The organism is Citricoccus sp., from assembly GCF_032154715.1.
In the GTDB taxonomy this organism is placed as follows: Bacteria; Actinomycetota; Actinomycetes; order Actinomycetales; family Micrococcaceae; genus Citricoccus.
Map to the genome: position 1 here is coordinate 115,395 of NZ_JALDXU010000001.1, position 25,540 is coordinate 140,934.

Below are 25,540 nucleotides of genomic sequence, written 5' to 3' on the forward strand. Positions count from 1 at the left end.
GCGAAAGGGCGATTAGGGCAACAGCTCCCAGTATTGTCTTCTGGCAGGCATGGCGTGGATCACCATCTGCTCGCCACTTTCAAAGAGCAGCACACCGGTCTCAAGCAAACGAGCCCGGGTGTCGAAGCCAAGACGCAACTCACGATGTGGCCAGTCATCTTCCTCAAGGGGCTGGATCCACTGGCACCAGTCCGCTGCCTGGACCGCGTCCTCGGGCAGCACCCCGTGCTCGAGTGCGCTGGCGTGGACCTTCACGCCGCAAAGTCAGCCAGGGCGCGGCGGATCGCTTCCGAGCGTGACAGTTGCTCTCGCTCGGCCAGCTCATCCAGTGCTGTAATCTCTTCGGCGGTGAGACGCACGGCAACGACTTGCATCGGCTCAGCACCGCGACCGGGACGTCCGCGTCCGCGACGCTTCAATTCCTCGACGTCATAACCCGCTTCGGCTTCGTCTGCCCATTTCTGTATGCGCTCGTCGTTGACCATGAACAAATCGTATAACGAAAATAGTCTGCGTAGTAGAAGAGGAATCCCGACCCGCACCATGAGCGTGCACCGAGCCGCTGAGGTCGTTCCGATTGACGATCCCCTTGCGGGAGGTTAGCGATGCTCTCTATGGCGCGCTTGTTGCAGGACGCGCCCTTGGGCCGGTTGCAGGACGCAGAGTGGTCAAGGAGCGGCTTTCGGTGGGCGCGGAAACAGTCTGCGCGGTGACGCGGAAGCAACTGGCCAGCGGTCGCAAGGCTGTGGCCCTAATAGGCGGCTTCGACGAGCCGGGTCCAGGGGCGGCTGAGAATCTAGTCCTTAGTGCGCCACGAAGGCCTGACACGGCAGGATGCGTCTCGAGGGTCGTGGCGCCGGGTACATTCGGTGCACACCACGGTTTCGAGGCGCCCTGTCCTCGACCACTGATTTGGCCGCTGGATAGTGGCCGCGACGCCCGAGGGAAGACATGAGTGCTGCACCGACCATCACCGAGATCGATGGCGTGGAGGTCCACTGGCGGGCCCTGCCGGGGCGCCTGCGGGCGGACCTGGTCTTCCGCGCCGGTGCTGTGGACGAAGTCTTCCATACGCTGGGCATCGGACACCTGGTGGAGCACCTGGCCTTCTCCGAGGTCGAGGACTTGGACCCGGACGTGAACGGCAGTTCCGGCATTCTCACCACCACCTTCCAAGTGGAAGGGACACCGGAGAAGGTGGCCCATCAGCTCCGGTCTCTGTGCCAGGCGATCTCCGACCTGGCCGAGGGGGCCCTGCCCTCGGCTCGGATCGAGCACGAGAAGAGAATCCTCGCGGCAGAGGGCGACGTCTCGGCGCTGGGGGAACCGGCCGTGGCCGAGGCACTGACGGTCCGCTACGGACTGCGCGGACCGGGACTGGCCGGGCTATCGTCCCGGTTCATCGAGAAGCTGAGCGATGATGAGGTCCGCTCCTTCGCTCGGGAGTACTTCACACGCGGCAACGCCATGCTGGTACTCACGGGCGAACCCCCCGCGGGGTTGGAACTTCCCTTGCCCGAGGGTGCCCGTCACTCCGTTCCAGAGTTCCATCCCGTGCCGCTGGTCTTGCCCGGGGAGTACACCACCGGCGGTGAGGACCTGGTGCTGTCCTTCCAGGTACCGGGGATGACCGCCGCAGTGGACCCAGTGGCTCGGCTGGTGCTCGGGACACTGCGCCGCCGCACCTTCCGCCAGCTACGCCGAGATGCAGGAGTCGTCTACGACATCGATGCCGGCCAGGCGCTACAGCCGCGATCCGGGATTGCGGTGATCATCGTGCGGACCGCACAGTCCTCCCTGTCTCAGGCGGCCGAGGGAATCCTGGGTATCCTGCGCGAACTGCGGGACCACGGCGTGACGGACGCCGACCGGGAGGTGGCCTCCCAGGAGGTCCAGGACCAACTCGAGGACCCCCACCACGAGACCCTCGAGCTCTTCGAGACCGCCGAAGCAGCATTCTTGCAGGCCCCACAACCATCCCCGGAAGACTTGGGGGCAGCCGTGCGCGCAGTGACCGACGAGGACGTGCGAACCTGGCTGGTCCACCTAGACTCCACCCTCGCCGTCGGAGTCCCGGACCAAGACCACGCTGCGGAACCCGAGCCGGGCACCCCGGGCTTGGTCGCACCTGTCATGGGCCCACAGCCAGGTCCGGATGTCACCGGGACGGTCTACCCCGTCAAGCTGCTCGCGCGACTGGCCGGCGTACCCAAGGGACTGAAGCTCATCGTGGGCGAGGACGGCGTGCTGATCACCGACGGTCAATTCCGGCGGTCGCTGGCCTGGGACCAGGTCGCCGCGGTGGAACAGGACGCCTCGGATCCGGACGATGTCCAGACCACCATCGCGGGCCTCAACGGTGAGGTCATCGAAGTGCCCACGGCTGCGCTGAAGGGCGGGGATCGCGCCGTAGAGCAGATCTGCCAGCACGTACCGCAACGACTGCAGATCACCACGCTCCCCAGCGATGACCGTGCCGAGCATTGAGGACAGGGATCAGCTTGAGGAAGCCTCTATCACGGGTCTCACTGATCGCAGCGCTGGGCATCGCGCTGACCGGATGCGGCGAAGATTCCGAGAGCCAGGGCCCGGACACTGAGGACTTCGCCTACGTCACAGACGCGTCCCCGGCAGCGCCCAACGGCGGGGAGGGGACGGAGGGCCCGACAGATATGCCCACGATTGCGGCGATGGACGATGACCGTTTTTGGCAACTCATTGACCAGTCCGGGCCATCGGCCGGCGGCAGCGTCGAGGACCAGACCGGCAACCTGACAACCACCCTGGCGGGCTTGCCGGCCCAGGAAATCGCCGCGTTTGACGTGGCCTTCGCGGCCCACCGGGACGGGCTCTACTCGTGGGATTTGTGGGGCGCGGCGTACCTGTTGATGGGCGGGTGCTCGGATGACTGCTTCTCGGACTTCCGCAACTGGGTCGTCGCCCAGGGCCAGGACTACTTCGAGGCCGTGAGGTCCGACCCCCAGGCCTTGGCCGATGGCCGTCTGAAGGACGCCAGCCAGGTCGCCGAGGCGGAGTTGTTGTCCTACGCCGCCATGGATGCCTACGTGGAGGCCACCGGCCGAGAAATCTTCATGGACTACGCGTCTCATCCGAAACTGGAGATGGCCACGGAGCCCAAAGGACAGGAGTGGGATGAGGACGACGAGGACGCGCTCCGCGCACGCTACCCACGGCTCAGCCCGCTTCCGTACTGGTAGCCAGGAACTGCTCGCAGGGCCGAAGCACCCCTGGCGTTTCGCACGAATGCCTTGGGGCTAACGCTCAGTCGTGTCCGTTTGGGATCCCTCATCGGGATGGAATCGCTCAGCCGTCGAAGAAGAACCCAGTATTTGGTTAGATTCGCGCAAGAAACCCTCGGATCGCTTCCTCGTGATGCTCGCTGAATCGCGCTACCTCAGCGGAGCTTCCGGTAGTGAACCCGTACCCCGCATTCGGTCCAGTCACCCAGCCGTAGTCATTGGCCCGGAGATCTCGACGCCTGACCAGGAAGGTCTCTCCATCAACGATCACGACCTGACTCGTGTCAACACCTTCCACAATCAATTCGGTAGGCACAAGAGTCACCCGCTACCAGCGGGCGTCCCATTCCTTCCGGCCAAGGTCGGCCGGCACGAGGCCCGGGCTTCGTGCACCGATTTGTCCTAGGCGTAGGGTGGAATTCAGACGATAGGAGCACTTCATGAAGAAAATCCTCATGGTACTGACCAGCGTTTCCGAGATCGGCGATACGGGCGAGAAGACCGGCTACAACGTGGCCGAGGCTGCACATCCATGGAAGGTCTTCAAGGATTCCGGGCATTTCGTCGACTTCGCGTCCATCCAGGGCGGTCAGCCCCCGCGCGACGAGGTGGACTCGGAAGATCCCATCCAGGTTGGCTTCACGGAGGACGAGGTTACGCGTGCCGGGCTTTACAACACTGCCCGCGTCGACGTCGTCGATCCCGGTCAGTACGACGCCGTCTACCTCGTGGGAGGCCACGGCACCATGTGGGACTTCCCGGACACCGAAGGTTTGCAGAACCTGGTGGCCAGCGTCTACACCGCCGGCGGCGTGGTGGGCGCGGTCTGCCACGGGCCGGCCGGCCTGTTGAACGTAGAACTGGCCAACGGGCTCCGCCTCGTCGAAGGCCGGAGGGTGGCAGCCTTCAGCAACGAGGAGGAGGTTGCCGCAGGGAAGGACAAGGTCATCCCGTTCTTTTTGGCAGACCGGCTTGAGGAACAGGGTGCCACCCACGTCTCCGCGAATGTCTTTGAGGAGAAGGTCGTGGTTGACGACCGGCTGGTGACCGGCCAGAACCCGGCCTCCGCCGCCGGCGTAGCCAAGGAGATGGAGAAGCTCCTTGCGCAGGTCATCCACGAGGAAAAAGCCGAGGAGCAGCACGAGGCAGAGGCTCTGCGCGCCGGGAAGGACGCCGAGAAAAACGCCAAGAAGGCTGCTGCAGAAACGGAGCACTAACGCCTGCGGCGCACTGAAACTGGCCGCCACCTCAACGACGGGGCGCCCGCCAGCCCGCATAGGTGCGTCGGCAATCACACTGTTCGAGGCACCGAACACGTTGTGATCACCTGTCCTGGTCCCGCATTAACCCGGAAGGGCCCCGGAGGACCGTCACGAGGTCTCCGGGACCCGTCCACGGACTTAATCAGTAGTTGGCTGGCGGATCAGAAGCGGGGAAGGATTCCTCGACCTGTTCGTCCAACTCCTGCTCCGTCTCCGGGCCGGTCTTGGACTCCTTGTCCTCCGTGGAGCGGGTCTCCTCGCGGCGCTCCTCTTCGGCAGCAGCCGGGTTGATGGGGTCGGTACTCATGGTGTCCTCCTAAGAATTGGTCGGAGCTTCAGTCTGCACTAGTCGGAAGCGCTTCGTGGTGGGGCCGGCCCGCCGAGCGGCGGCTCTCCTTCATCTCGGCTTCGAACAGGTGGCGTCGGCCCCCGGCCAGCTCATCCCGGGCGTGCTGTTCGAGGTCTTTGAAGGCGGAGTAGTAGTGGTCGTCGTAGTCCTCCACGATCTGGAAGGTCCACCGGCCGTGGATGACGTTGCGGCCGATGATCTCCCGCTCGACCCGTTCGGCGAGGCCGGCATGGCCGGCGGTGCGGAGCAGGCTCACGGCCTCGTCCAGCGCCAGGTCCGCTGTCCCCGTCAGCCGGTGGAATCCGTAGAGCAGGCCTCGGGCGTGTTCCACCACCTCCAGCGCCTCGGAAAGCTTGCCGAGGGCCTCGACGGTCGCGTCACTGACGTCGGGCGGACGCCGGTGCTCCGCGTCGGGGCCGTCGGGTGAAGGGCGATGATCTCCAACGTGTTCGGACATGACGCCATCATGGCAAGGATCGTCCGGTGATTTCACGTGCTGGGGAACAGCTGGCCCAACTCATGCACCGTCTGGTCGAAGAGCGCCACCGGGTCGGAATCCACCCCGTCGAACTCGTCCCGGGCGAAGGCCTGCCAGGCGACCCGCCAGGACACCGTCACGACCTCCGCCACCAGCAGGGACTGGAGGGGCCCCAGCATGCCACGGTGGACCAGTGCTGCGCTGAGCGCCTCGACCAGGTGGCGCTCCTGCCGCATGACGACCCGCAGCATCTCCGGTTCCTGGATCAGCAAGCGGGAGATCCGGCGGAAATCGCGCTGCTCGACCTCATGCGAGAAGTGCTCACGGCACACAGCCAACAGGTCGTCCAGGATCCCGGAAGAGGTGTGGTGCGCGCTCTCGCTGGCCACCAGGGCATCGACCAGTCCCTGCTGGCCGGGCATCAGCGCGTGCTCTTTGGTGGGGTAGTAGCGGAAGACCGTGCGCTCGGAGATGCCCACGCGAGCGGCGATGTCCCCCACCGTGGTGGCTTCCAGGCCCTGTTCCTCCACCAGGTCCAGGGCGGCATGCTGAATGTCCCGCAGCATGTGGATGCGGTGGTCTTCACGGATGCCCATGCTCAGCTCGTTTCTGGGAGTGGAGGAAAGAGGACCGGCAGGCTGCCGGCGCGCGCAAATTATCTGTTATGTCACAGTCTGACGGAATTGGCGCTCTAAAGGTGTCAGAGCATGACATGATTCTACAGTTCGAATCTGACAGAAGAGGTACACCCCCGATGGCCCACGCCGCCGAAGACACGATTTCTCCACCGGCCACCCCCGTTCACCAGGCAGCGCCAGCCTTGTCGAGGAAACAATTGACCGGCATCATCGGGGCGCTGGCCCTCGGCGCTTTCGTGATGATCCTCAACGAGACGGTGCTCACCGTGGCGCTGCCCTCGATCATGGCCGACTACGGGGTCTCTGCGGCGGCGGGTCAGTGGCTCACCACTGGGTTCCTGCTCACCATGGCCGTGGTCATCCCCCTGACCGGCTTCCTGCTGCAGCGGTACACCCTGCGCGGACTGTTCGTCTTCGCGTTGTCCAGCTTCCTGGTCGGCACCGTCCTGGCCATCGTCGCGCCGTCCTTCGGCGTGCTGCTGGCCGCCCGTGTCATTCAAGCCGTCGGCACCGCCATCGTGATGCCGCTGCTCATGAATACCACCCTGACCCTCGTGCCGTTCCAGCACCGCGGCATGGTCATGGGCCTGAACTCGATCGTCATCTCAGTCGGCCCGGCCATCGGACCCACCGTGTCCGGAATCATCGTGAACTCACTGTCCTGGCACTGGATCTTCGGCATCATGAGTCCGCTCGTCGCCATCATCCTGGTGTTGGGCGTCCTCTTCATCAAGGTGCCTTCAACCACACGCACGCTGCCCGTCGACGTCGTCTCCGTGATCCTCTCGGCCTTGGCCTTCGGGGGGCTGGTCTACGCGATCTCCACCATCGGCGGCGCCCTGGAGAACCCCGCCGTTCCCCTCGTCAGCGGCGTGATCGGCGTGGTCGCGCTGGTCCTGTTCATCATCCGCCAGCTCCGCCTGACCCGGGCGGGGCGCGAACTGCTGAACCTGCAGCCCTTCCGGAACCGCACCTTCACCCTCAGCGTCGTCATGATCATGATCGCCATGGGCACGTTGCTGGGCACCGTGGTCATCCTGCCGATCTTCCTGCAGAACGGCAGCGGCCTGAGCACCATGACCATCGGCCTGATGCTGCTTCCCGGCGGGCTGGTGCAGATCGCCGTGGGCCCGATCTTCGGCCGCGTCTTCGACCGCCATGGCCCCCGGCCGGTACTGATCCCCGGCGCCCTGATGCTGGCGCTGGGGCAGTGGCTGTTCACCACCATCAACCCGGACACCGACCTCGGCCTGATCGTCACCTTCCACACGATCTTCTGCATCGGCCTGGCCATGCTGATGACCGGCCTGCTTTCCGCGGCGCTGAGTGGAGTCCCGCATCAGCTCTACGGTCACGGCTCGGCCATCTTCAATACCGGCCAGCAGCTCGGTGGCGCCATCGGCACTACGATCTTCGTGACCGTCATGAGCGCCGTCGCGGCCGCGGAGACCGGTGCCGGCTCCGCTCTGATCGACGGACTGTTCCATGGCGCCCACGTCGCGTTCATCATCGGCGGGATCCTCGCGACGATCGCCGTCCTCTGCGCCCCGTTCATCCAGAAGCCGCAGCGCGACTGATCCCCGCGGACCGGCCCCGGCGGTGAATCGGTCAGTCCTCCGTGTACATCAGGTCCACGAAGTAGTTGGTGTCGCCCCAGGTCGAGGTCGGCATGATGCCGCCGGCGCCGTAGTCGAACCGTCCGTTCTCGCCCGAAAGGGACAGGGCGCCCTGGGTGACCGGGGAGCCGAAACCGCCGGAGGTGTAGGCGTAGCCGCCGTCCGGCGCATGGCGGGACACCGTGAAGGTGGTCCCGGCGGCCAGCTGCACCGGCGCGTCCAGCAGGGCGGTCTGCCAGCCGATGCTGGTGGCCTGCGGGAAGGCCACGGTGGCCAGCCGGGTGCCGTCGCCGTCCCAGAGTGATCCGGTGCCGGAGGCGCCCGGTTCGCTGCCGCGGTAGAAGCGGATCGCGTGGACCGTGATGTCCTGGCTCGTCGTCAACTGGACCCCGAGCTCCACGGCGGAGGTGTCGCCGGAGACCAGCGAGGAGGGTGCGCCGGTCCCCAGGAAGGACTCGAACAGGGCGGTCGAGCCCCCCGCCACCCGGAACGTCCAGGTCAGTGGCGGGGCCTCGGCCGGTGCGGTGGACTCCGCTGCGGCCGCGCCCGTCACGGTGACCCCGATGACGGCGCCAGCCGGCAGAGCCGAGGCCGGCGTCCAGGAGAGCCCGGTGCTCGCGGGCGTGCGAGTAGTGGTCCCCGGAACCGCGGTGCCGTTCGCGGTGATCGACATCTGCGCCTCGGCATGCACGGTTCCGTCGAAAGTCACCGTGACCGGCCCCTCGTCAGGACCGTCCATGCTGCCCGGGGCCGGGGTGCGCTCGGTGACGGCCGGCGGGGCCAAATCCGGGGTGAACCGCACGTCCACGAGGTAGTTCGTGGAGACGGCACTGTCCGGGAACGGACTGCCGTAGCTGTACACGCCGGAGGACTCGTCCACCCGGAGCGGGCCCGAGGACCGGGAGGAGTCCCAGTAGCCGGGCGTGACCGAGTACTGCCGGGTGGTGTAGGCGACGACGTACTCGGATCCGGGCTCCAGTCGCACCGGCTCGCTCAGCTCGGCGTACTGCCAGCCGGTGACGGAATCGGAGGGGAAGGCCACCTCGGCCAGCAGCGTGCCCCCGCCCGTGTAGAGGGCGCCGGTCTGCTGTGTGGTGGTGCCGGCGGCACGGTAGACCTCCAGGCCGTTCACCACGCCGGGCTCCGTGGAGCTGAACCGGGTGCCCAGGGTCACCGGGGTGCCGTCGTCGATCGAGGGCAGGGTCGGCAGGTAGGTCTCGGCCATCAGCCCGCAGGGGCAGTCGTCGGCGGCGGCTGCGGACCAGGTGCGGAACTCCCACGAGTCGCCCTGTTCGGTCGGGTTGCCGCCGGCGTCCGTGGCGGAGACCTCCACCGTGTACCCCGTGGCCTCGGCCAGGGCGGACGCCGGGGTGAAGGTCACCCGCCGCGTCGCCGCGTCGTAAGCCGTGGAGCCGGCCACCGCGGTCCCGGCGCCCGAGCCGGACCCGCCCAGGCCGTCGTCGCCCACCGTGACGGTCATCGCCACGCTGGAGGCGAGGACCTCCCGGGAGAGGGTGGCACCGATCGGGGTGGTGACGGGGACGCTGACCGCAGTATTGGCGGGCTGGTGTCCGGCGGCCGTCAGGGGAAGCTCGCCGGCGGGGACGAACTGGGCGTCCACGTAGTAGTTGGCGTTCTGGTAGGACCGGGACGGGTAGTTGCCCAGGCTGTCGTAGACGCCCACATCCGGCACGCCATAGCCGCCCGCCACGCTCAGGGGCGGACCGTCCACGCCGCGGTAGGCGTAGTAGTACGGATCGGCGGCGTAGCGGCCCGCCGGTGCCGAGTAGGACACCACGTAGTCGGTGGCCGCCGTGACGGGCACGGCTTCGGTGAATTCGGCCGTCTGCCACCCCTCCTCGGTGGTCTCCGTGGTGCCTGGGAACTCCACGGTGGCCAGGGGAGTGCCGTCGAGACCCCACAGGGTGCCGGTGTGCGGGCCCACGTTCGCCGCGCTGCGGTAGAAGCGGACGCCGGTGACTACGCCGTCCACCGTCGGGCTGAACCGGAGCCCCAGCTCCACCGTGGAGCTGTCCCCGGTGTCCGCCGCCGCCGGCTCCGCGTCACCGAAGGCGCTGTAGGGTCCGGTGACCTCCGTGGTGATGGGAGTGGCGTCCTGGGGGTAGTTGCCGCTGTCATCGATGGCCCGGACCAGCACGGTGTGCTCGCCCACGCCGGACTGGAGGTAGGAGAAGGACCAGTTCCGCAGTCCCTCGGCCAGCTTCCACGTGGCGCCGGCATCCTCGGAGTACTCGACCCCGGCCACGACGCCGGCCCCCGCCCCGCCGCCGTCCGTGGCGGTTCCGGAGACGGTCACCGGTTGACCGTGGGGGACCGGACCTGCCGGTTGCTCGGTCACCTGCACGGTGGGCGCGGTGGAGTCCGCCGAAGCCGTCGCCGGGGCGAGGCCGTCCATGAGGGAGGTGGGCTGGACGCCCATGTCCGCGAAGAGGTTGACCTGGGCCTGCTGCATGCGTGGATCGGCGGCCTCCCCGTCGCCGTCGTGCCATTCATCCAGGCCCCATGTCCACTGCACGCTGCCGGCGGAGAAGACGAGGGCATCCGAGGCGGCCCGGTACAGGGTGACGTGGTGGGTGGTCTCGCCCGGGGCCACGGTGTTGCCGAAGTCCTGCAGGTACTCGGGCACGGGGCCCGTGGTCGTGGACAGCCGGATCAGTCCCGGCGGGCGGAACCCGTTGGGCAGGTCCTCGTTGGACTCGTAGCCCACGGTGTGCGGGGCCAGCTCCTCGCTGGCGCCGAAGGGCAACTCTGCGAGCCCGGTGTCCCGCCAGAGCCGCAGATCGCCCTCGCGATCATCCACGGTCACTGGAAAGTCGCCGTAGTTGACCACGTACGCCGTGCCGGTCAGGGCGTTCTCCGGCACACCGCCACCGTCCTTCACGGCGGCGAAGCGGGGATCGCGGAAGGTGCCCGTCCACTCCTCGGCCGGGTCGATCTTCTCATCTGACCAGGTCTCCTTGTAACTGACCAGGGTCCGGTAGTCGTCACCGCCCGGATCCGCGGGGGAGGGCTCGTAGCGGACCCGCCAGTACATCTCGTTGCCGGAGAGGAACTGCAGGTGCACCCCGGCGTCCCGGGCGGCCTCCACATTGGCCCGCTGCTGGCCGGACCAGTACTCGTCATGGCCCACCGAGAGGAACACCTCGTGGTTGGTCAGCTGATCCCCGAAGCGGTCGGTGTCGATCCCGGAGAAGTAGGAGACGTCATAGCCGTTGCGTTCCATGAACCGGACCATGGGGTACTCGTTGCCGAAGTAGAAGTCCCGGGCCTCGATGCCGCCGCGGGTGGCGAACGGACGGTTGTAGCTGATCTTGTAGGCCCGGCCGTTGTCCGCGCCCTGGTAGAAGTTCGAGCCGCCATAGGTGTTGTACGCGTGCCACGTGGTGTCCGAGGTCTGGAACAGCACCTCCGAGGTGGAGCCGTCGTTGCGGACCACGAAGGTGATGTGGCTGGCGCCGCCGGTGTCCGGGCGGGTGAGCTTGGCGAGGTAGACGCCGGAGACGGCATCGGCCGGCACCTGCCAGGAAGCGGAGACGGCCCAAGTCCCGCAGTCGGTGAGCTCCGTGGTCGGGTCCGTGAGGCACTCCGGCTGGTCCTGGGGCAGTGCGGCGCCCGGCTGGACGGAACCCACCTTGCGGGCCCCCAGTCCCTGGTACCAGCCGGTGCGGTAGAGATCGATGTCATAGTCGCTGGCGTCCGTGTCGATCTTGAACTCGATCGTCTGCCCCGCGTTGACGGAAATGTCCGTGGCGAAGCCCTGGATGGAGGCGTCGCCGGCGCCGTCGATCTCCCACTCGGACCAGTGCGCACCCGGCTTGGAGTTCTCGCACACGATGGCGTTCTCCTCCGGATCACAGGGGTCTGCCGCCGCGACCATCGGCGCCCAGCCGAAGGGCACCACCAGGGACACGGCGGCCACCACGGCCAGCACCGCCACCGGCCACCAGCGGCGCGGCGCCGCCCAGCGCGGGCGGGTCCGGGACTGGTCCGGCACGGGAACGCGAGGGGAGGAGGATGCAGGGTTCACGGCCTCAGCGTAGGAACGGCCTTCCCCCGCTGGACAGGGAAACTCGGCCGTTCACGCGGTGTTCGGGTAGACCAACGCGGGCGTGGGATCCCCCGGGCGGCGAATCCGAGTAGCGGCCGGATCTTGCCCTCTCGGTTCGGACCCCTCGCACCCGACGGTCTAGACTGACCGGCGGCAGTCAACCAGCACTGGACTATCGAAGCAGGAGTGCAGATCCTTGACCGAATCCACCTTGGCGCCCGCAACGCCGGCAGCCGTCATCGTCCTCGCCGCGGGGGCGGGAACCCGGATGAAGTCCAAAACCCCCAAGATCCTGCACCCGATCGGGGGCCGGTCCATGATCGGCCACGCCCTCACCGCCGCCGCGGGGCTGAACCCGCGCGAGCTGGTCGCCGTGGTCCGCCACCAGCGTGACCTGGTGGCCGACCACATCCTGTCGCTGGCGGACACCCTCGGCACCGTTCCGGTCATCGCGGACCAGGACGAGGTCCCGGGCACCGGCCGCGCCGTCCAGTGCGGCCTCGAGGCCCTCACGGCCGCCGCAGCCCCCACGTCCGACGCCGGCCCGGCCGGTCAGAGCGGCATCTCCGGCACCGTCGTGGTCACCTACGGCGACGTCCCCCTGCTGACCACGGAGCTCCTCACCGAGCTCGTGGCCACCCATGAATCCGAGTCCAACGCGGTCACGGTGCTGACCGCCCTGCTCGAGGACCCCACCGGCTACGGCCGCATCCTGCGGGACACCGACGGATCGGTGGCCGGGATCGTGGAGCACAAGGACGCCACTGACGCCCAGAGGCAGCTCAACGAGGTCAACTCCGGCATCTACGCCTTCGAGGGGGCCCTGCTCGTGAAGGCTCTCGCGGAGGTCACCACGGACAACGCGCAGGGCGAGATGTACCTGACGGACGTGCTGTCCATCGCCCGTGCCGCTGGTGGGCGCGTGGCCGCCGTGACCACCCAGGACCGCTGGCAGGTCGAGGGCGCGAACGACCGGGTGCAGCTGCAGGCCCTGGGCGCCGAGATGAACCACCGCACCCTGGAGCGCCACATGCGCGCCGGCACCTCCATCCAGGACCCGGCCACCACGTGGATCGACTCCACTGTGACGCTGGAGCCGGACACCACCATCCTGCCGAACACCCACCTGCAGGGCACCACGCACCTCTCCGAGGACGCCGTGGTGGGCCCGGACTCCACGCTCGTGGACACCACCGTGGGCATCGGCGCCATCGTGACCCGCACCCAGGCGAGCGGCGCCGTGATCGGTGACCGCGCCGCCGTCGGGCCCTTCACCTACCTCCGCCCGGGCACCGTGCTGGGTGAGCAGGGCAAGATCGGGGCATTCTACGAGACCAAGAACGCGGTCATCGGCCGCGGCTCCAAGCTCTCCCACCTCGGCTATGCGGGGGACGCGGAGATCGGCGAGTACACGAACATCGGCTGCGGCAACATCACCGCCAACTATGACGGCGTGCACAAGCACCGCACCGTGATCGGCAGCCATGTGCGGACCTCGTCCAACACGGTGTTCATCGCCCCCGTGACCGTCGGCGACGGCGCCTACACCGGTGCCGGTGCCGTGGTCCGCAAGGACGTCCCGGCCGGCGCACTCGCCCTGACCGTCGCCCCGCAGCGCAACAGCGAGGGCTGGGTCGAGGACCGCCGACCCGGCTCACCGGCCGCCGATGCGGCCGCGCAGGCCCGCGTGGGCCACGGAGCGTCCACCACCCCACAGCCCGACGCCGGCGCTTGAGCCCCCGGCCGTTTCCACGCCTCCCTCCCGATCACCCCACCACCGGCCGGCCACCCCAGTCAGAATCAGGAAGTACACAGCGATGAACGAGATCACCCAGCACAGCGAGAAGAAGCTGGTTCTGGCAGCGGGCCGGGCCCACCCCGAGCTGGCGGCACAGGTGGCCGAGGAGATCGGCACCGAATTGCTGCCGATGAGCGCCTACGACTTCGCGAACGGGGAGATCTACGTCCGCTCAGGTGAATCCGTGCGCGGCAAGGACATCTTCGTGATGCAGTCGCACCCGGCGCCGCTGAACAACCACCTCATGGAGCAGCTGCTCATGCTGGACTCGTTCAAGCGTGCCTCCGCCAAGCGCATCACCGCCATCTCGCCCTTCTACCCCTATGCGCGGCAGGACAAGAAGGGCCGCGGCCGAGAGCCCATCTCCGCCCGCCTGGTCGCTGACATGTACCGCACCGCCGGCGCGGACCGCATCATGAGCGTGGACCTGCACACCGCCCAGATCCAGGGCTTCTTCGACGGCCCGGTGGACCACCTGTTCGCGGTGCCGCTGCTGAGCGACTACATCCGCACCAAGACCGAGGGGGAGGACCTCACCGTGGTCTCCCCGGACACCGGCCGCGTGCGGGTGGCCGAGCAGTGGGCCGAGCGCCTCGGCGGCGCACCGCTGGCATTCGTGCACAAGTCCCGTGACCTCACCGTCCCGAACCAGGCCGTGTCCAAGCAGGTCGTCGGCCAGGTCAAGGGCCGCACGTGCGTGCTGATCGACGACATGATCGACACCGGTGGCACCATCGCCGGCGCCGTGCGCGTGCTCAAGGAGGCCGGTGCCAAGGACGTCATCATCGCCGCCACCCACGCCGTGTTCTCGGATCCGGCCGCGCAGCGCCTGGCTGAGTCCGGCGCCCGGGAGGTCGTGGTGACCAACACCCTGCCGATCCCGGAGGAGAAGCGCTTCGACGCCCTCACCGTGCTGTCCATCGCCCCGCTGCTGGCCCGCGCCATCCGCGAGGTCTTCGAGGACGGCTCGGTCACCAGCCTGTTCGACGGCGACGCCTGAGCCGGGCGGCGAGCCGGCGGCCGGCGGCGTCGAGCCGCCGTCCGCCGTTCCCCAGCTCGATTACCGCTTCAGCCAGGTGGCCACTTCGCGGGCCTGGCGTCCCAGCACCTGGCCGACCCGGGGCTCGGCTGCCTGGCCGATCTTCTTGCCGAGCAGCGGGATCCTGCACTCCAGGGTGCCGGTGACGCGCACCTCGGTGCCGTCGTCCGTCGGCAGCAGCAGCTGTTCGGCGGTCGCGGTGGTCTTGGCAGCGCCCACGGTGACGACCAGTTGGCCGGTGCGGGAGCCATCGGCGGCGGGTGCGGACCAGGTCTCCTGCTGCTCCACGCTCAGCTTGTCTCCGAGGAACTTGCCGGCGACCTTCTGCACGGCGTCCGGCAGCTTGTTGACCGGCACGGAGCGCACCATGGTGACGCTTACCGGACCGCTCAGCTCGCCCTGGCGCTCGAAGGCGACCAGGGCTCCGCCGAGGCCCTCGGTGACCTTGCGGTTGAAGGCCTCGTCGACCAGGGCCGCGAACACCTCGGCCGGGGGGTGGGCAATGGTGGTTGATTCCTTGAACGCCATGAGGTCCTCCTGGGGGTTCGGTCTGTTCCAGTGGTCTCCGCCAGCGGCGGACACCACGCCCGAGCCTATATCGACCAACTATGCTGGGATGAATGACCACTCCCCACCCTCTGGCAGGGATGTTCCCCGCCCTGCTGCAGGACCAGGCCATCGCTGCGGCCTCCGTCTCCGCTGCCCGCACCGGTGCCGACCGCACCGAGGACCTGGAGATCAGCCTTCCCGACGGCGCCCGGCCACCTCTGGTGGCCCTGCTCGCCGGCGCTGCGGCTGAGACGGCCCAGAACGGCACCGCGGCCACGCCGGCTGATCCGTCTGCCGCCGGCCTGTCCCGCCCCGCCACCGTCCTGCTCGTCACCGCCACCTCCCGGGAGTCCGAGGACCTCGCCGCCGACCTGGCCGGCTGGATGGACCCGGACACCGTGGCCCACTTCCCGTCCTGGGAGACCCTGCCGCACGAGCGGCTGTCCCCACGCTCGGACACGGTCGGCACCCGGCTGGCGGTGCTGCGCCGGCTGGCCCACCCGGGGGAGGACGGCCGCGCGCCGCTGGCCGTGGTCACCGCCCCGATCCGCTCCGTGCTGCAGCCCATGGTCGCCGGCCTGGGTGACCTGGAGCCGGTGCGGATCTCCGTCGGGGAGGACCACGACTTCGACGGCGTGGTCCAGGCCTTGGCGGACGCCGCCTACTCCCGGGTGGACATGGTCTCCCGCCGCGGCGAGTACGCGGTGCGCGGCGGCCTGCTGGATGTCTTCCCGCCCACGGAGTCCCACCCGCTGCGCATCGAGTTCTTCGGGGACGAGGTGGAGCAGCTGCGCTACTTCTCCGTGGCGGATCAGCGCTCCCTGGAGGACACCAGCGGGGACGGCACTGGCCATCCCACCACCCTGTACGCCCCGCCCTGCCGTGAGCTGCTGCTGACGGGGACGGTCCGGCGCCGGGCCAAGGAGCTCATGACGCGGCTTCCCGGAGCTGTGGACATGCTCGAGCGGATCTCCGAGGGCATGGCCGTGGAGGGCATGGAGTCACTGGCCCCGATCCTCGCCGAGGGTATGGTCCCGCTGGTGGACCTGCTGCCCGAGGGGTCCCTGACCGTGCTCGTGGAGCCGGAGAAGATCCGGCACCGCGCCGATGACCTGCTCAACACCAACGAGGAATTCCTCCAGGCAGCGTGGGCCACCGCCGCGATGGGCGGTACCGCCCCCGTGGACATCAGCTCCGGCGCGGCGGGGCCGGGCTCCGGGCCGGGGGGCCAGGCGGACGCCGGCGGATTCGCCACCCTCGCCGAGACACGCACCGCGGCCCTGCACCGGTTCCAGGGCTGGTGGCAGCTCACCAGCCTCGGCACGGACGTCGAGCTGCTGCCGGATGCCTCCGCCCTGCGCACCTCCCTGACCGAGCCGCGGGGCTTCGCCGGGGACGTGGAGGCCATGACCCGGCACGTGGCCGAGCGCTGCCAGGACGGCTGGCAGGCCGTCGTCGCCACGGACGGCCCGGGCCCGGCACGCCGCCTGGCGGAACTGTTCGGTGAGGCCGGCCTGGCCGCCGTCGTGGTGGATGCCGTGCCCTCGACGCCGCAACCGGGGCAGGTGACCATCACGACCGCCGTCGCCGGTTCCGGTTTCGCCCTGCCGGTGGCCAAGGTGGCGCTGCTGACCGAGCAGGACCTGTTCGGGCGCAACCGGGCGGCCGGGGCCCGGGGCGGCACGAAGACCCTGGCGCGCAAGCGCCGCAACGCCGTGGACCCGCTGACCCTGGCCGAGGGCGACTACGTGGTGCACACCCAGCACGGCATCGCTCGGTTCGTGGAGCTGCAGCGCCGCAAGGTCGCCTCCGGGACGGTGGGTGCAGGCGGTGCGGGTGCCGGGGCCAGCGCGGGCGGGAGCGCCGACTCCTACCGTGAGTACCTGGTGCTGGAGTACGCGCCGTCCAAGCGCGGGGCGCCGGGTGACCGGCTCTTCGTCCCGACGGATCAGCTCGACCAGGTCAGCCGTTATGTGGGCGGGGAGGCGCCGAGCCTGTCCAAGATGGGCGGGTCCGACTGGGCGTCCACGAAGTCCAAGGCGAAAAAGGCCACGAAGCAGATCGCCGGTGAGCTGATCCGCCTGTACTCCGCGCGGATGGCCTCCCGCGGGCACACGTTCGCCCCGGACACCCCGTGGCAGCGCGAGCTGGAGGAGTCGTTCCCGTTCATCGAGACCCCGGACCAGCTGACCACCATCAACGAGGTCAAGAAGGACATGGAGTCGACCGTACCCATGGACCGGCTGATCTCCGGCGACGTCGGCTTCGGCAAGACCGAGGTCGCCATCCGGGCCGCCTTCAAGGCCGTCCAGGACGGCAAACAGGTGGCCGTGCTGGTCCCGACCACGCTGCTGGCACGCCAGCACCACGAGACCTTCACCGAGCGCTTCGCGGGCTTCCCCGTTAAGGTCAAGCCGCTGTCCCGGTTCCAGAACGCCAAGGACTCGAAGGAGACCCTGGACGGTATGGCGGAGGGCACGGTGGACGTGGTCATCGGCACCCACCGGCTGCTGTCCAAGGAGGTCCAGTTCAAGGATCTGGGCCTGGTGATCGTGGACGAGGAGCAGCGCTTCGGCGTGGAGCACAAAGAGGTGCTCAAGACGATGCGCACCAACGTGGACGTGCTCTCCATGTCCGCCACCCCCATCCCGCGCACCCTGGAGATGTCCCTGACCGGCATCCGTGAGACCTCCACCCTGGCCACGGCCCCGGAGGAGCGCCACCCGGTGCTGACCTACGTGGGCCCGAAGACCAACCAGCAGATCACCGCCGCCATCCGCCGCGAGCTGATGCGTGAGGGCCAGGTCTTCTTCGTGCACAACCGGGTCTCCTCGATCGACAAGGTGGCCGGGGAGATCCGTGAGCTCATCCCCGAGGCCCGCGTGGTGGTGGCCCACGGAAAGATGGGCGAGACCCGCCTGGAAAAGGTCATGGAGGACTTCTGGGAGCGGAAGTTCGACGTGCTGGTCTCCACCACGATCATCGAGACCGGCCTGGACATCGCCAACGCGAACACCCTGATCATCGACCGGGCCGACGCCTACGGGCTGTCCCAGCTACACCAATTGCGCGGACGCGTGGGCCGGGGCCGGGACCGCGCCTACGCCTACTTCCTCTACGACCCGGAGAAGTCCCTCAATGAGACGGCACTGGAACGGCTCAAGGCGGTGGCCGCGCACAACGAGCTCGGCTCCGGCATGCAGCTGGCCATGAAGGACCTCGAGATCCGCGGTGCCGGCAACCTGCTCGGCGGGGAGCAGTCCGGGCACATCGCCGGAGTGGGCTTCGACCTCTACCTGCGGATGGTGGGGGAGGCCGTGGCGGACTTCAAGGGTGGCGAGGACACCACCCCGGCCGAGGTCAAGGTGGAACTGCCCATCAACGCGCACCTGCCGCACGACTACGTGCCGGGGGAGCGGCTGCGCCTGGAGGCCTACCGCAACCTGGCCCAGGCCAACGACGACGCGGCCGTGGACGCCGTGGTGGAGGAACTCAAGGACCGCTACGGGGACCTGCCGGACGCCGCCGAGAACCTCGTGGCGGTCGCCCGCTTCCGCAACGCCGCGCGCGCCGCCGGAGTCACCGAGGTCATGCTGATGGGCCAGAACGTGAAGTTCGGCCCGGCGGACCTGCCCGAGTCCCGCCAGATGCGGCTCCAGCGCATGTACAAGGGCGCCGCCGTCAAGCCGGCCCTGAACGCGGTGATGATCCCGCGGCCGAAGACGGCTCCGGTGGGCGGCAAGGACCTGACTGACCTGCCCCTGCTGGACTGGGCGGCCCAGGTGCTCAAGGCGATCTTCCTGCCGGACGCGCCGGCCGCCTGAGTCCGCGTTACGGCCGCCCCCGCCGGGGGAGTGTCGCCTAAGCGGAGCGCTCGGTCGTGGAGTAGTAGCCCCTTTCCCGGTCCTCGAGGGCTCCGGTGACCTGGGCCCCGAGGCTGTTGCGGATGTGGGAGCGCACCAGTGCGGAGGCAGCGGCGCCGTTTCCGCTGATGACGAGTTCAAGGAGCTCGTAGTGCTGGTTCAGATCGAGGGTACGCGGCTCGGCGCCGGCAGGCAGTTCCAGGCCAATCCGCCGGTAGCGGTCGGCCTTGTCCCACAGGTCGTCCAGGAGCCGGATCATCACGGTGTTGTGGGAGGCGACGTAGATGGCCCGGTGAAAGGCCCGGTGGGCTGCGATCGCCTCCTCGCCCCACGTGCGCGTGACGGGTAAGAGTTCCTCTGCCGCCGCCCTCATGGCCGCGACCTCCCGGTCGGTCCGGCGCAGTGCGGCCAGTTCAGTGGCCGAGGGCTCCAGAGAGAAGCGCACTTCCAGCAATTGCCTGGCCTCGTCGGCGCTCATAGGGGCGACCCGGACGTCGCGGTGGGTGTCCATCTCCACCCATTCCTCGCTGGCCAGCCGCCTGATCGCCTCGCGCAACGGGGTGATGCTCATCCCCAGCTCATCGGCCAGCTCATACTGCGACAGGCGGGAACCCGGGGGTAGTTCCCCCGAGGTGATCCGTTGACGCAATTCGATGTAGGCCAGCCCGCCCTTGCTGGAAAAAACGTTCGCAGTACTTGCTGTGCCCAACGTGACCTCTCTCACAAAAATGTCGCCCGCCCTCTTGTGGCTGCCGTCACCTTCAGTATAGGCTCCTGGATATCTTATAAGACCCTTATAAGAGTACGTTTTGAAGGAAGAGACACATGAGAATCGTTTCCGCTCACGTTGGCACCATCCCGATCAGCTCCTCGATGCGCAACGCCTACATCGACTTCAGCAAGATGGACTGCACGATTCTGGCGCTGGTCAGTGACGTGGTCGTCGACGGCAAGCCCCTGGTCGGCTATGGCTTCAACTCCAACGGCCGGTACAACGCCACGGCCATCCTGGAGGAGCGCATGCTGCCGCGGTTGCGCAACGCCTCGGAGGCGGACCTGCTGGATGAGAAGGGCGAGCTGTCCCCGGCCAGGGCCTGGGACGTCATGATGGCCAACGAGAAGCCCGGCGGGCACGGTGAGCGCTCGGTGGCCGTGGGCGTGGTGGACATGGCCCTGCACGATCTGGCTGCCAAGGCCGCAGGCGTGCCGCTGTACCGCTGGATCTCCGACCACTACGGCGACGGCAACCCGGACCAGGACGTCTTCGTCTACGCCGCCGGCGGCTACTACGCCCCGGGCAAGACCGTGGAGGACCTGCAGACTGAGATGCGCGGTTTCCTCGACGCCGGATATGACGTGGTGAAGATGAAGATCGGCGGCACCGATCTGACCGAGGACCTCACCCGCATTGAGGCGGTCATCGACGTCCTCGGTGGCGACGGGTCCCGGCTGATGGTGGACGTCAACGGCAAGTTCGACCTGCACACCGCCCTGGAGTACGGCCGGGCGCTCGACCAGTACGGACTGTTCTGGTACGAGGAGGTCGGGGACCCGCTGGACTACGGCCTCAACGCGACCCTGTCGGAGCACTACCGCAACCCCATCGCGACCGGAGAGAACCTGTTCTCCCTACAGGACGCCCGGAACCTGATCCGCTACGGCGGAATGCGTCCGGACCGCGACTTCATCCAGGTCGACCCAGCACTGAGCTACGGTCTGACGGAGTATCGCCGCGTGCTGGACATGCTGGGTCAGTACGGTTGGTCCTCTCGCCGCTGCATCCCGCACGGAGGGCACCAGTTCTCCCTCCACATCGCCGCTGCCTTGAAACTGGGCGGCAATGAGTCCTACCCCGGTGAGTTCCAGCCCACCGGTGGATTCACCGACGACGCCGTGATCGTCAACAGCCGGGTGGCCCCGGGCGAACTGCCGGGCATCGGTCTGGAAGGCAAGGCGGAGTTCTACAAGCTGCTGCTCGCCCTGCACACCGAGGTCACCGCGGGGGAAGCCACCCCAGAGTACGCACTGCATAGCTGACCGTCTGAGACCGGCAGTTCCCGCCCAGGCAAAGAGAGGGGAACTGCCGGTCTCGGCACGATCACTCGATCCCTGAACGGGCGTCAATAACGCCCTCTGCGCGCCAGCCGCCCCAGGGCGCAGTCTGGCGACGGCCCCCATCAGCTTGATTCCTTTGCACCATGTCTGCGCGCCCTGAGGGGCGCTCGGGATCGATGTCGACCCCTCTGGCGTCCGCATTGACTTTTTTCATCAAACCGTGCTGATCCAACGACCCAGAAAGCACTGCTATGGCGACCTCTGCCCTGCACTCCCTTTGGGGACACCTGTGGACATCGCATCGACAGGCCAAGAGCATCCTCAGTTTATCAAATATCCGCCAGTCCTCAGTTCAGGCGTCGACGTCCGAGCAGGAGAAGCCGACGATCACTGATCATGAAAGAAAGCCCGGCCCTCCGACGGTCCAGGACGGACACAAGAGTTCCAGGCTTTCGGAAGGCTCAGGAAGCCCGGGGCCGGGCTACACGCCCGCTCGCATCATTGGCCTGTTTCTCGGCCCGGCACTGTTCGTGGTGACCCTGCTGTTTGTCAATCCAGTCGGACTCTCCTCGGAAGGTCAAGCGGTCCTTGCCATCACCTTGTGGGTCGCGACCTGGTGGATCACCGAGGCGATACCGATTCCGGTGACTTCCTTGCTTCCCGTCGTCCTGATGCCACTGACCGGCGCCATGGACGGGGACGTGGTCGTCTCCTCGTACGGCAACGACATCATCTTCTTGTTCCTCGGGGGATTCTCTCTGGCGATTGCGATGGAGAAATGGAATCTCCATCAGCGAATCGCCCTCTCGATTGTCTCGGCGATCGGGACCAGTCCGCGGCGTATCGTCCTCGGATTCATGGTCGCAACCGCCTTCCTGTCGATGTGGGTCTCCAATACGGCGGCCACGATGATGATGATCCCCGTGGGTCTGGCCGTGGTGTACCAGGCCGCACGCTCCCTGCGGGGCGGAGAACACGCAGCAGAACTGCCCAAGTTCGAGAGGTCCATCGTCTTCGGCATCGCCTATGCGGCGACCATCGGCGGCCTCGGGACGCTCATCGGCACACCACCTCTGGCCATCCTCTCCGCCACGGTCGGAGAGCTCTTCGGGGAGACCATCTCGTTCGGCGCATGGATGATGTTCGGCGTTCCGATCGTCGTCGTCCTCCTCGCCTTCACCTGGTTCTTCCTGACCCACGTCGCCTTCAACGTGAAGATCAAGCACCTGCCCGGCGGTGAAGAACTCATCCGAAGTGAGAAGAAAGCCCTGGGCCGGATGTCGCGGGAAGAAAAGGCCGTGTTCGCGGTGTTCCTGAGCGTCGCGTTCATGTGGGTGACCCGATCGTTCATCTGGGAAGACCTGCTCCCGGGCATCAGCGACGGAATCATCGCGATCATGGCAACGGTGGTCTTATTCATGCTGCCCACTGGCCGCTCCGAGGAGAAGAGAATCCTGCAGTGGGAGGACTCAAAGAAGATCCCGTGGGGAATCCTCCTGCTGTTCGGCGGCGGCCTGGCCATTGCGGCGGGCTTCGTCGACAGCGGACTCTCGGCCTGGATCGGGGAGCAGCTGCGTACTCTCGAGGGGCTGAACGTCGTCCTCGTGATCCTGCTGGCCACCGCTCTGGTGCTGTTCTTGACCGAGATCACCTCGAATGCGGCGACGGCAACCATGATCCTCCCCGTCATGGCGGCTTTCGCCCTCGCCCTGAACATCCATCCCTACGCCCTCTTGGTCCCCTGCGCCATGGCTGCGAACTGCGCTTTCATGCTCCCGGTGGGAACGCCACCGAACGCGATCCTGTTCGGAACCGGGAAGGTGACGATCATGGAAATGGTCAAGACCGGATTCTGGCTCAACATCACCGCGTTGATCCTCATCGTCGCTGCCGTGCTCTATGTGTTGCCCCTCATGTGGGGAATCGACCTCATGTCGGTACCCCCGGAGTTCCAGTGACCCAAAGTTCCGCTCGTGGACACCCACGGCGAACAAGCAGCTGCAGCAGTACCAGCCTCCTTGGAGCGGAGACGGTTCTGGACACCAATAGACAACAGAGGGAGAACTCAGATCTTGGGACGCATTCTGATCACCACCGACTACCTGGTGCCCGGTGATGAGGTTGACAGGCTCCTGCGCCAGCACGGCCACGAGCCCGTCTACCGCCCGTATTCCGGGGCGCGACAGCTCAACGATCAATCAGCGTTGTTCCACGGCATCGACGGAGCCATCCTGGCCAGCGAACCAGTCACCGCCGACATGCTCGCCGCTGCCGATCGCCTCAAGATTGTGGCCCGCAGCGGCGTCGGATACGACTCCATCGACGTAGCCGCCGCGACAGCACGCGGCATCCGCGTGTGCAACGCCCCAGGCACCAACCACCACTCCGTGGCCGAGCTGACGATTGGCCTGATGATCATGGCCGCCCGTCACCTGGACAAGGTCACCGCGGAAGTGCAGGGCGGCCGATGGCCCCGTACGGCCGGTCGCGAGCTGCGGGGGTCCACCCTGGGCATCATCGGTTACGGCCCCAGCGGACGCGCCGCCGCCAGACTCGGTGTCGCTCTGGGAATGTCCGTCATGGTCACCACCTCCCATCCGGACCCCGATGACCCGTCCGTGGACTTCGCCGACCTCGACTCCGTCATCGGCCGCGCCGACTACCTCTCCCTGCATACCCGGGCCGACCGGACGGCCCAGCCGCTCATCGACGCGCCGCGCTTGCAGTCCATGAAGAGCACCGCAGTGCTGGTCAACACCGCCCGCGGCTCCTTGGTGGACGAATCCGCTCTGGCCCTTGCGCTGCGCTCCGGCACGATCGCTGCCGCCGCCCTCGACGTACTCGAGATCGAACCATGGCCCCACGACAGTCCGCTGCGTGCCGTGGACAACGTCATCATCACCTCCCACCTCGCCGGTCAGACCGTCGAAGCGCGGGCGCGCGCCGGTCTGGCGGCCGCCCAGGCCGTCATCGACGTGCTCGAGAACCGCGAGCCGGCCAGCCCGGTGGCCTGACAAGTCCCGCAGACCACGTCAACAACCACCCGTCAAGACCACAGAGTAGGAAACGGATCGAGATGTCGAAAACCCACCGCATAGCAGTCATCCCCGGAGACGGGATCGGCACTGAAGTCGTGCCCGAAGGCCAGCGCGTCTTGAACGCCGCAGCCTCGGCGTTCGATCTCGACCTGGACTTCGAGCACTTCGACTTCGCCTCGGCGGACTATTACACCCGACACGGGCAGATGCTGCCCAAGGACTGGTTCGAGCGTCTGAACCGGTTCGACGCCGTCTACTTCGGCGCCGTGGGATGGCCCGAGGTAGTCCCTGACCATGTTTCGCTGTGGGGCAGCCTGCTGCAGTTTCGCCGCCACTTCGACCAGTACGTCAGCCTGCGCCCGGTCAAGCTCTTGCCCGGTGTGCCCAGCCCCCTGGCCGGCCGGAAGCCCGGCGACGTCGACTTCTACGTCGTGCGGGAGAACACCGAAGGCGAATACTCCAGCATCGGCGGAAGGCTGTTCGAAGGCACCGATCGTGAAACCGTCATGCAGGAAACCGTGATGACCCGCACCGGCGTCGACCGCATCCTCAAGTACGCCTTCAACCTTGCCCAATCCCGTCCGCAGCGCCACTTGACCTCGGCGACCAAAAGCAACGGGATCTCCATCACCATGCCCTACTGGGACGAACGCGTCGAAGCCATGTCCATGGAATATCCCGCGGTGGACGTCGACAAGTACCACATCGACATCCTTGCCGCGCAGTTCGTCATGCACCCCGACTGGTTCGACGTGGTGGTCGCCAGCAATCTCTTCGGCGACATCCTCTCCGACCTCGGCCCGGCCTGCACCGGTACCATCGCTGTCGCCCCCAGCGGGAACATCAACCCCGAACGCAAACATCCCAGCCTCTTCGAACCCGTCCACGGTTCCGCCCCGGACATCGCCGGGAAGGGCATCGCCAATCCCATTGGCCAAATCTGGGCCGGCGCCATGATGCTCGATCACCTCGGGGAACCCGAAGCCGCCGCCGCCATCACCACCGCCATGGAAGAGGTGCTGGCCAGCGAGATCCATCCCCTCACCCCCGACATGGGCGGCAATGCCACCACCGCGGACCTCGGCAAGGCCGTGGCAGAGGCCCTCACCACTGGCGCGGACACCGGAGGTACCCGGACCAGCGACTGAGGTACTGATACACCCCAACCCGGTGGGTGCTCGAGCGGTGGATGAACCAGCTATCGGGTCCACCTCGCTGGAGCCGGCCGCCCATCGGCCCACCCCACTCATCAGCCCCTACGTAGATTGGAAGAGAACATTCCCGTCGTCACCATCAATATGGTTTCAGGCCGTGACCGCAGCGCAGTCCAGGAGTGCCTCCGCGAGGTTGCCGAGGCCGTGTCCCGCACTCTCGAGGCCCCGTTGTCTTCCGTGCGCGTCCTGGTCAACGAGGTGGATCCGGAACTGTGGACCGTCGGCACCACCCTCAAGAGCGAGGAGCATGCATCCGGCCCCTCGTCCTGATGCACGAAGGACGGCCCCAGCTACTAGCTGACAGCCCGGTCG

At 67.4% G+C, this 25,540-nt stretch carries 20 protein-coding genes; 12 read left to right on the top strand and 8 right to left on the bottom strand.

Annotated elements, in window-relative coordinates:
* Positions 1 to 12: 12 nt before the first annotated feature.
* Together RUH65_RS00485 and RUH65_RS00490 are read right to left on the bottom strand one after the other, a co-directional pair.
* Positions 13 to 255, bottom strand: coding sequence for a toxin (locus tag RUH65_RS00485; RefSeq protein ID WP_313815194.1), 243 nt, complete (start codon positions 253 to 255; stop codon positions 13 to 15).
* On the bottom strand, positions 252 to 485 hold the full coding sequence (locus RUH65_RS00490) for a ribbon-helix-helix domain-containing protein (RefSeq protein WP_313815195.1): 234 nt from the start codon (positions 483 to 485) through the stop codon (positions 252 to 254). Before RUH65_RS00490 ends, RUH65_RS00485 begins: the two co-directional genes overlap by 4 nt.
* Before the next feature lie 466 nt (positions 486 to 951).
* Between RUH65_RS00490 and RUH65_RS00495 the strand changes: the two genes are divergently transcribed.
* The 3 genes from RUH65_RS00495 to RUH65_RS00505 all read left to right on the top strand — a co-directional run bounded on the left by RUH65_RS00495 (position 952) and on the right by RUH65_RS00505 (position 4,477).
* Positions 952 to 2,487: an insulinase family protein gene (locus tag RUH65_RS00495; protein ID WP_313815197.1), complete on the top strand. Its 1,536-nt coding sequence runs from the start codon at positions 952 to 954 to the stop codon at positions 2,485 to 2,487.
* 14 nt (positions 2,488 to 2,501) lie between these two features.
* Positions 2,502 to 3,218, top strand: a complete 717-nt coding sequence (locus RUH65_RS00500) for a DUF4240 domain-containing protein (RefSeq protein WP_313815198.1) — start codon at positions 2,502 to 2,504, stop codon at positions 3,216 to 3,218.
* Between the two features lie 482 nt (positions 3,219 to 3,700).
* On the top strand, positions 3,701 to 4,477 hold the full coding sequence (locus RUH65_RS00505; RefSeq protein ID WP_313815199.1) for a type 1 glutamine amidotransferase domain-containing protein: 777 nt from the start codon (positions 3,701 to 3,703) through the stop codon (positions 4,475 to 4,477).
* 187 nt (positions 4,478 to 4,664) lie between these two features.
* Here RUH65_RS00505 and RUH65_RS00510 read toward each other — a convergent pair whose 3' ends face one another.
* The 3 genes from RUH65_RS00510 to RUH65_RS00520 are packed head-to-tail and all read right to left on the bottom strand — an operon-like array spanning position 4,665 to position 5,945.
* Positions 4,665 to 4,829, bottom strand: a complete 165-nt coding sequence (locus RUH65_RS00510) for a hypothetical protein (RefSeq protein ID WP_313815200.1) — start codon at positions 4,827 to 4,829, stop codon at positions 4,665 to 4,667.
* Positions 4,830 to 4,857: 28 nt separating this feature from the next.
* Positions 4,858 to 5,328 (bottom strand): hypothetical protein, encoded by a 471-nt coding sequence (locus RUH65_RS00515; RefSeq protein WP_313815201.1) that lies wholly within the window; start codon positions 5,326 to 5,328, stop codon positions 4,858 to 4,860.
* 32 nt (positions 5,329 to 5,360) lie between these two features.
* Positions 5,361 to 5,945 (bottom strand): helix-turn-helix domain-containing protein, encoded by a 585-nt coding sequence (locus RUH65_RS00520; RefSeq protein WP_313815202.1) that lies wholly within the window; start codon positions 5,943 to 5,945, stop codon positions 5,361 to 5,363.
* Positions 5,946 to 6,184: 239 nt separating this feature from the next.
* Between RUH65_RS00520 and RUH65_RS00525 the strand changes: the two genes are divergently transcribed.
* Positions 6,185 to 7,564 (top strand): MDR family MFS transporter, encoded by a 1,380-nt coding sequence (locus RUH65_RS00525; RefSeq protein ID WP_313815204.1) that lies wholly within the window; start codon positions 6,185 to 6,187, stop codon positions 7,562 to 7,564.
* 31 nt (positions 7,565 to 7,595) lie between these two features.
* Here RUH65_RS00525 and RUH65_RS00530 read toward each other — a convergent pair whose 3' ends face one another.
* Complete coding sequence (locus RUH65_RS00530; RefSeq protein ID WP_313815205.1) at positions 7,596 to 11,651, bottom strand: DUF4082 domain-containing protein; 4,056 nt, start codon at positions 11,649 to 11,651, stop codon at positions 7,596 to 7,598.
* 217 nt (positions 11,652 to 11,868) lie between these two features.
* On the opposite strand from RUH65_RS00530, the gene glmU reads away from it, so the two are divergent.
* Together glmU and RUH65_RS00540 are read left to right on the top strand one after the other, a co-directional pair.
* The gene (glmU, locus tag RUH65_RS00535) at positions 11,869 to 13,407 is read left to right on the top strand and encodes a bifunctional UDP-N-acetylglucosamine diphosphorylase/glucosamine-1-phosphate N-acetyltransferase GlmU (protein WP_313815206.1); all 1,539 of its coding nucleotides are present in this window, start codon (positions 11,869 to 11,871) and stop codon (positions 13,405 to 13,407) included.
* Positions 13,408 to 13,489: 82 nt separating this feature from the next.
* On the top strand, positions 13,490 to 14,470 hold the full coding sequence (locus tag RUH65_RS00540) for a ribose-phosphate diphosphokinase (protein WP_313815207.1): 981 nt from the start codon (positions 13,490 to 13,492) through the stop codon (positions 14,468 to 14,470).
* Between the two features lie 60 nt (positions 14,471 to 14,530).
* On the opposite strand, the gene RUH65_RS00545 is transcribed toward RUH65_RS00540, so the two are convergent.
* Positions 14,531 to 15,037 (bottom strand): DUF2505 domain-containing protein, encoded by a 507-nt coding sequence (locus RUH65_RS00545; protein ID WP_313815208.1) that lies wholly within the window; start codon positions 15,035 to 15,037, stop codon positions 14,531 to 14,533.
* 92 nt (positions 15,038 to 15,129) lie between these two features.
* On the opposite strand from RUH65_RS00545, the gene mfd reads away from it, so the two are divergent.
* Complete coding sequence (mfd, locus tag RUH65_RS00550; protein WP_396179316.1) at positions 15,130 to 18,882, top strand: transcription-repair coupling factor; 3,753 nt, start codon at positions 15,130 to 15,132, stop codon at positions 18,880 to 18,882.
* Positions 18,883 to 18,919: 37 nt separating this feature from the next.
* Here mfd and RUH65_RS00555 read toward each other — a convergent pair whose 3' ends face one another.
* The gene (locus RUH65_RS00555) at positions 18,920 to 19,630 is read right to left on the bottom strand and encodes a GntR family transcriptional regulator (protein ID WP_313815209.1); all 711 of its coding nucleotides are present in this window, start codon (positions 19,628 to 19,630) and stop codon (positions 18,920 to 18,922) included.
* Between the two features lie 116 nt (positions 19,631 to 19,746).
* On the opposite strand from RUH65_RS00555, the gene RUH65_RS00560 reads away from it, so the two are divergent.
* The 5 genes from RUH65_RS00560 (at position 19,747) to RUH65_RS00580 (ending at position 25,498) form a co-directional block, all read left to right on the top strand.
* Entirely contained in the window at positions 19,747 to 20,958 is a 1,212-nt protein-coding gene (locus RUH65_RS00560) for an enolase C-terminal domain-like protein (protein WP_313815210.1), read from the top strand.
* A 269-nt stretch (positions 20,959 to 21,227) separates the two neighbouring features.
* Positions 21,228 to 22,934 (top strand): DASS family sodium-coupled anion symporter, encoded by a 1,707-nt coding sequence (locus tag RUH65_RS00565; RefSeq protein ID WP_313815211.1) that lies wholly within the window; start codon positions 21,228 to 21,230, stop codon positions 22,932 to 22,934.
* 114 nt (positions 22,935 to 23,048) lie between these two features.
* Positions 23,049 to 23,990 (top strand): phosphoglycerate dehydrogenase, encoded by a 942-nt coding sequence (locus RUH65_RS00570; protein WP_313815212.1) that lies wholly within the window; start codon positions 23,049 to 23,051, stop codon positions 23,988 to 23,990.
* Between the two features lie 62 nt (positions 23,991 to 24,052).
* Positions 24,053 to 25,162, top strand: coding sequence for a tartrate dehydrogenase (locus tag RUH65_RS00575; protein ID WP_313815213.1), 1,110 nt, complete (start codon positions 24,053 to 24,055; stop codon positions 25,160 to 25,162).
* A 117-nt stretch (positions 25,163 to 25,279) separates the two neighbouring features.
* The gene (locus RUH65_RS00580; protein ID WP_313815215.1) at positions 25,280 to 25,498 is read left to right on the top strand and encodes a tautomerase family protein; all 219 of its coding nucleotides are present in this window, start codon (positions 25,280 to 25,282) and stop codon (positions 25,496 to 25,498) included.
* Positions 25,499 to 25,540 lie beyond the last annotated feature (42 nt).

Bases quoted from the DNA above. Each gene is read 5' to 3' on its own strand.
- RUH65_RS00520 (WP_313815202.1), bottom strand. From the start codon at position 5,945: ATGGGCATCCGTGAAGACCACCGCATCCACATGCTGCGGGACATTCAG.
- RUH65_RS00505 (WP_313815199.1), top strand. From the start codon at position 3,701: ATGAAGAAAATCCTCATGGTACTGACCAGCGTTTCCGAGATCGGCGAT.
- RUH65_RS00565 (WP_313815211.1), top strand. From the start codon at position 21,228: ATGGCGACCTCTGCCCTGCACTCCCTTTGGGGACACCTGTGGACATCG.
- RUH65_RS00495 (WP_313815197.1), top strand. From the start codon at position 952: ATGAGTGCTGCACCGACCATCACCGAGATCGATGGCGTGGAGGTCCAC.
- RUH65_RS00575 (WP_313815213.1), top strand. From the start codon at position 24,053: ATGTCGAAAACCCACCGCATAGCAGTCATCCCCGGAGACGGGATCGGC.
- RUH65_RS00545 (WP_313815208.1), bottom strand. From the start codon at position 15,037: ATGGCGTTCAAGGAATCAACCACCATTGCCCACCCCCCGGCCGAGGTG.
- RUH65_RS00490 (WP_313815195.1), bottom strand. From the start codon at position 485: ATGGTCAACGACGAGCGCATACAGAAATGGGCAGACGAAGCCGAAGCG.
- RUH65_RS00515 (WP_313815201.1), bottom strand. From the start codon at position 5,328: ATGTCCGAACACGTTGGAGATCATCGCCCTTCACCCGACGGCCCCGAC.
- RUH65_RS00510 (WP_313815200.1), bottom strand. From the start codon at position 4,829: ATGAGTACCGACCCCATCAACCCGGCTGCTGCCGAAGAGGAGCGCCGC.
- RUH65_RS00560 (WP_313815210.1), top strand. From the start codon at position 19,747: ATGAGAATCGTTTCCGCTCACGTTGGCACCATCCCGATCAGCTCCTCG.
- RUH65_RS00540 (WP_313815207.1), top strand. From the start codon at position 13,490: ATGAACGAGATCACCCAGCACAGCGAGAAGAAGCTGGTTCTGGCAGCG.
- mfd (WP_396179316.1), top strand. From the start codon at position 15,130: ATGACCACTCCCCACCCTCTGGCAGGGATGTTCCCCGCCCTGCTGCAG.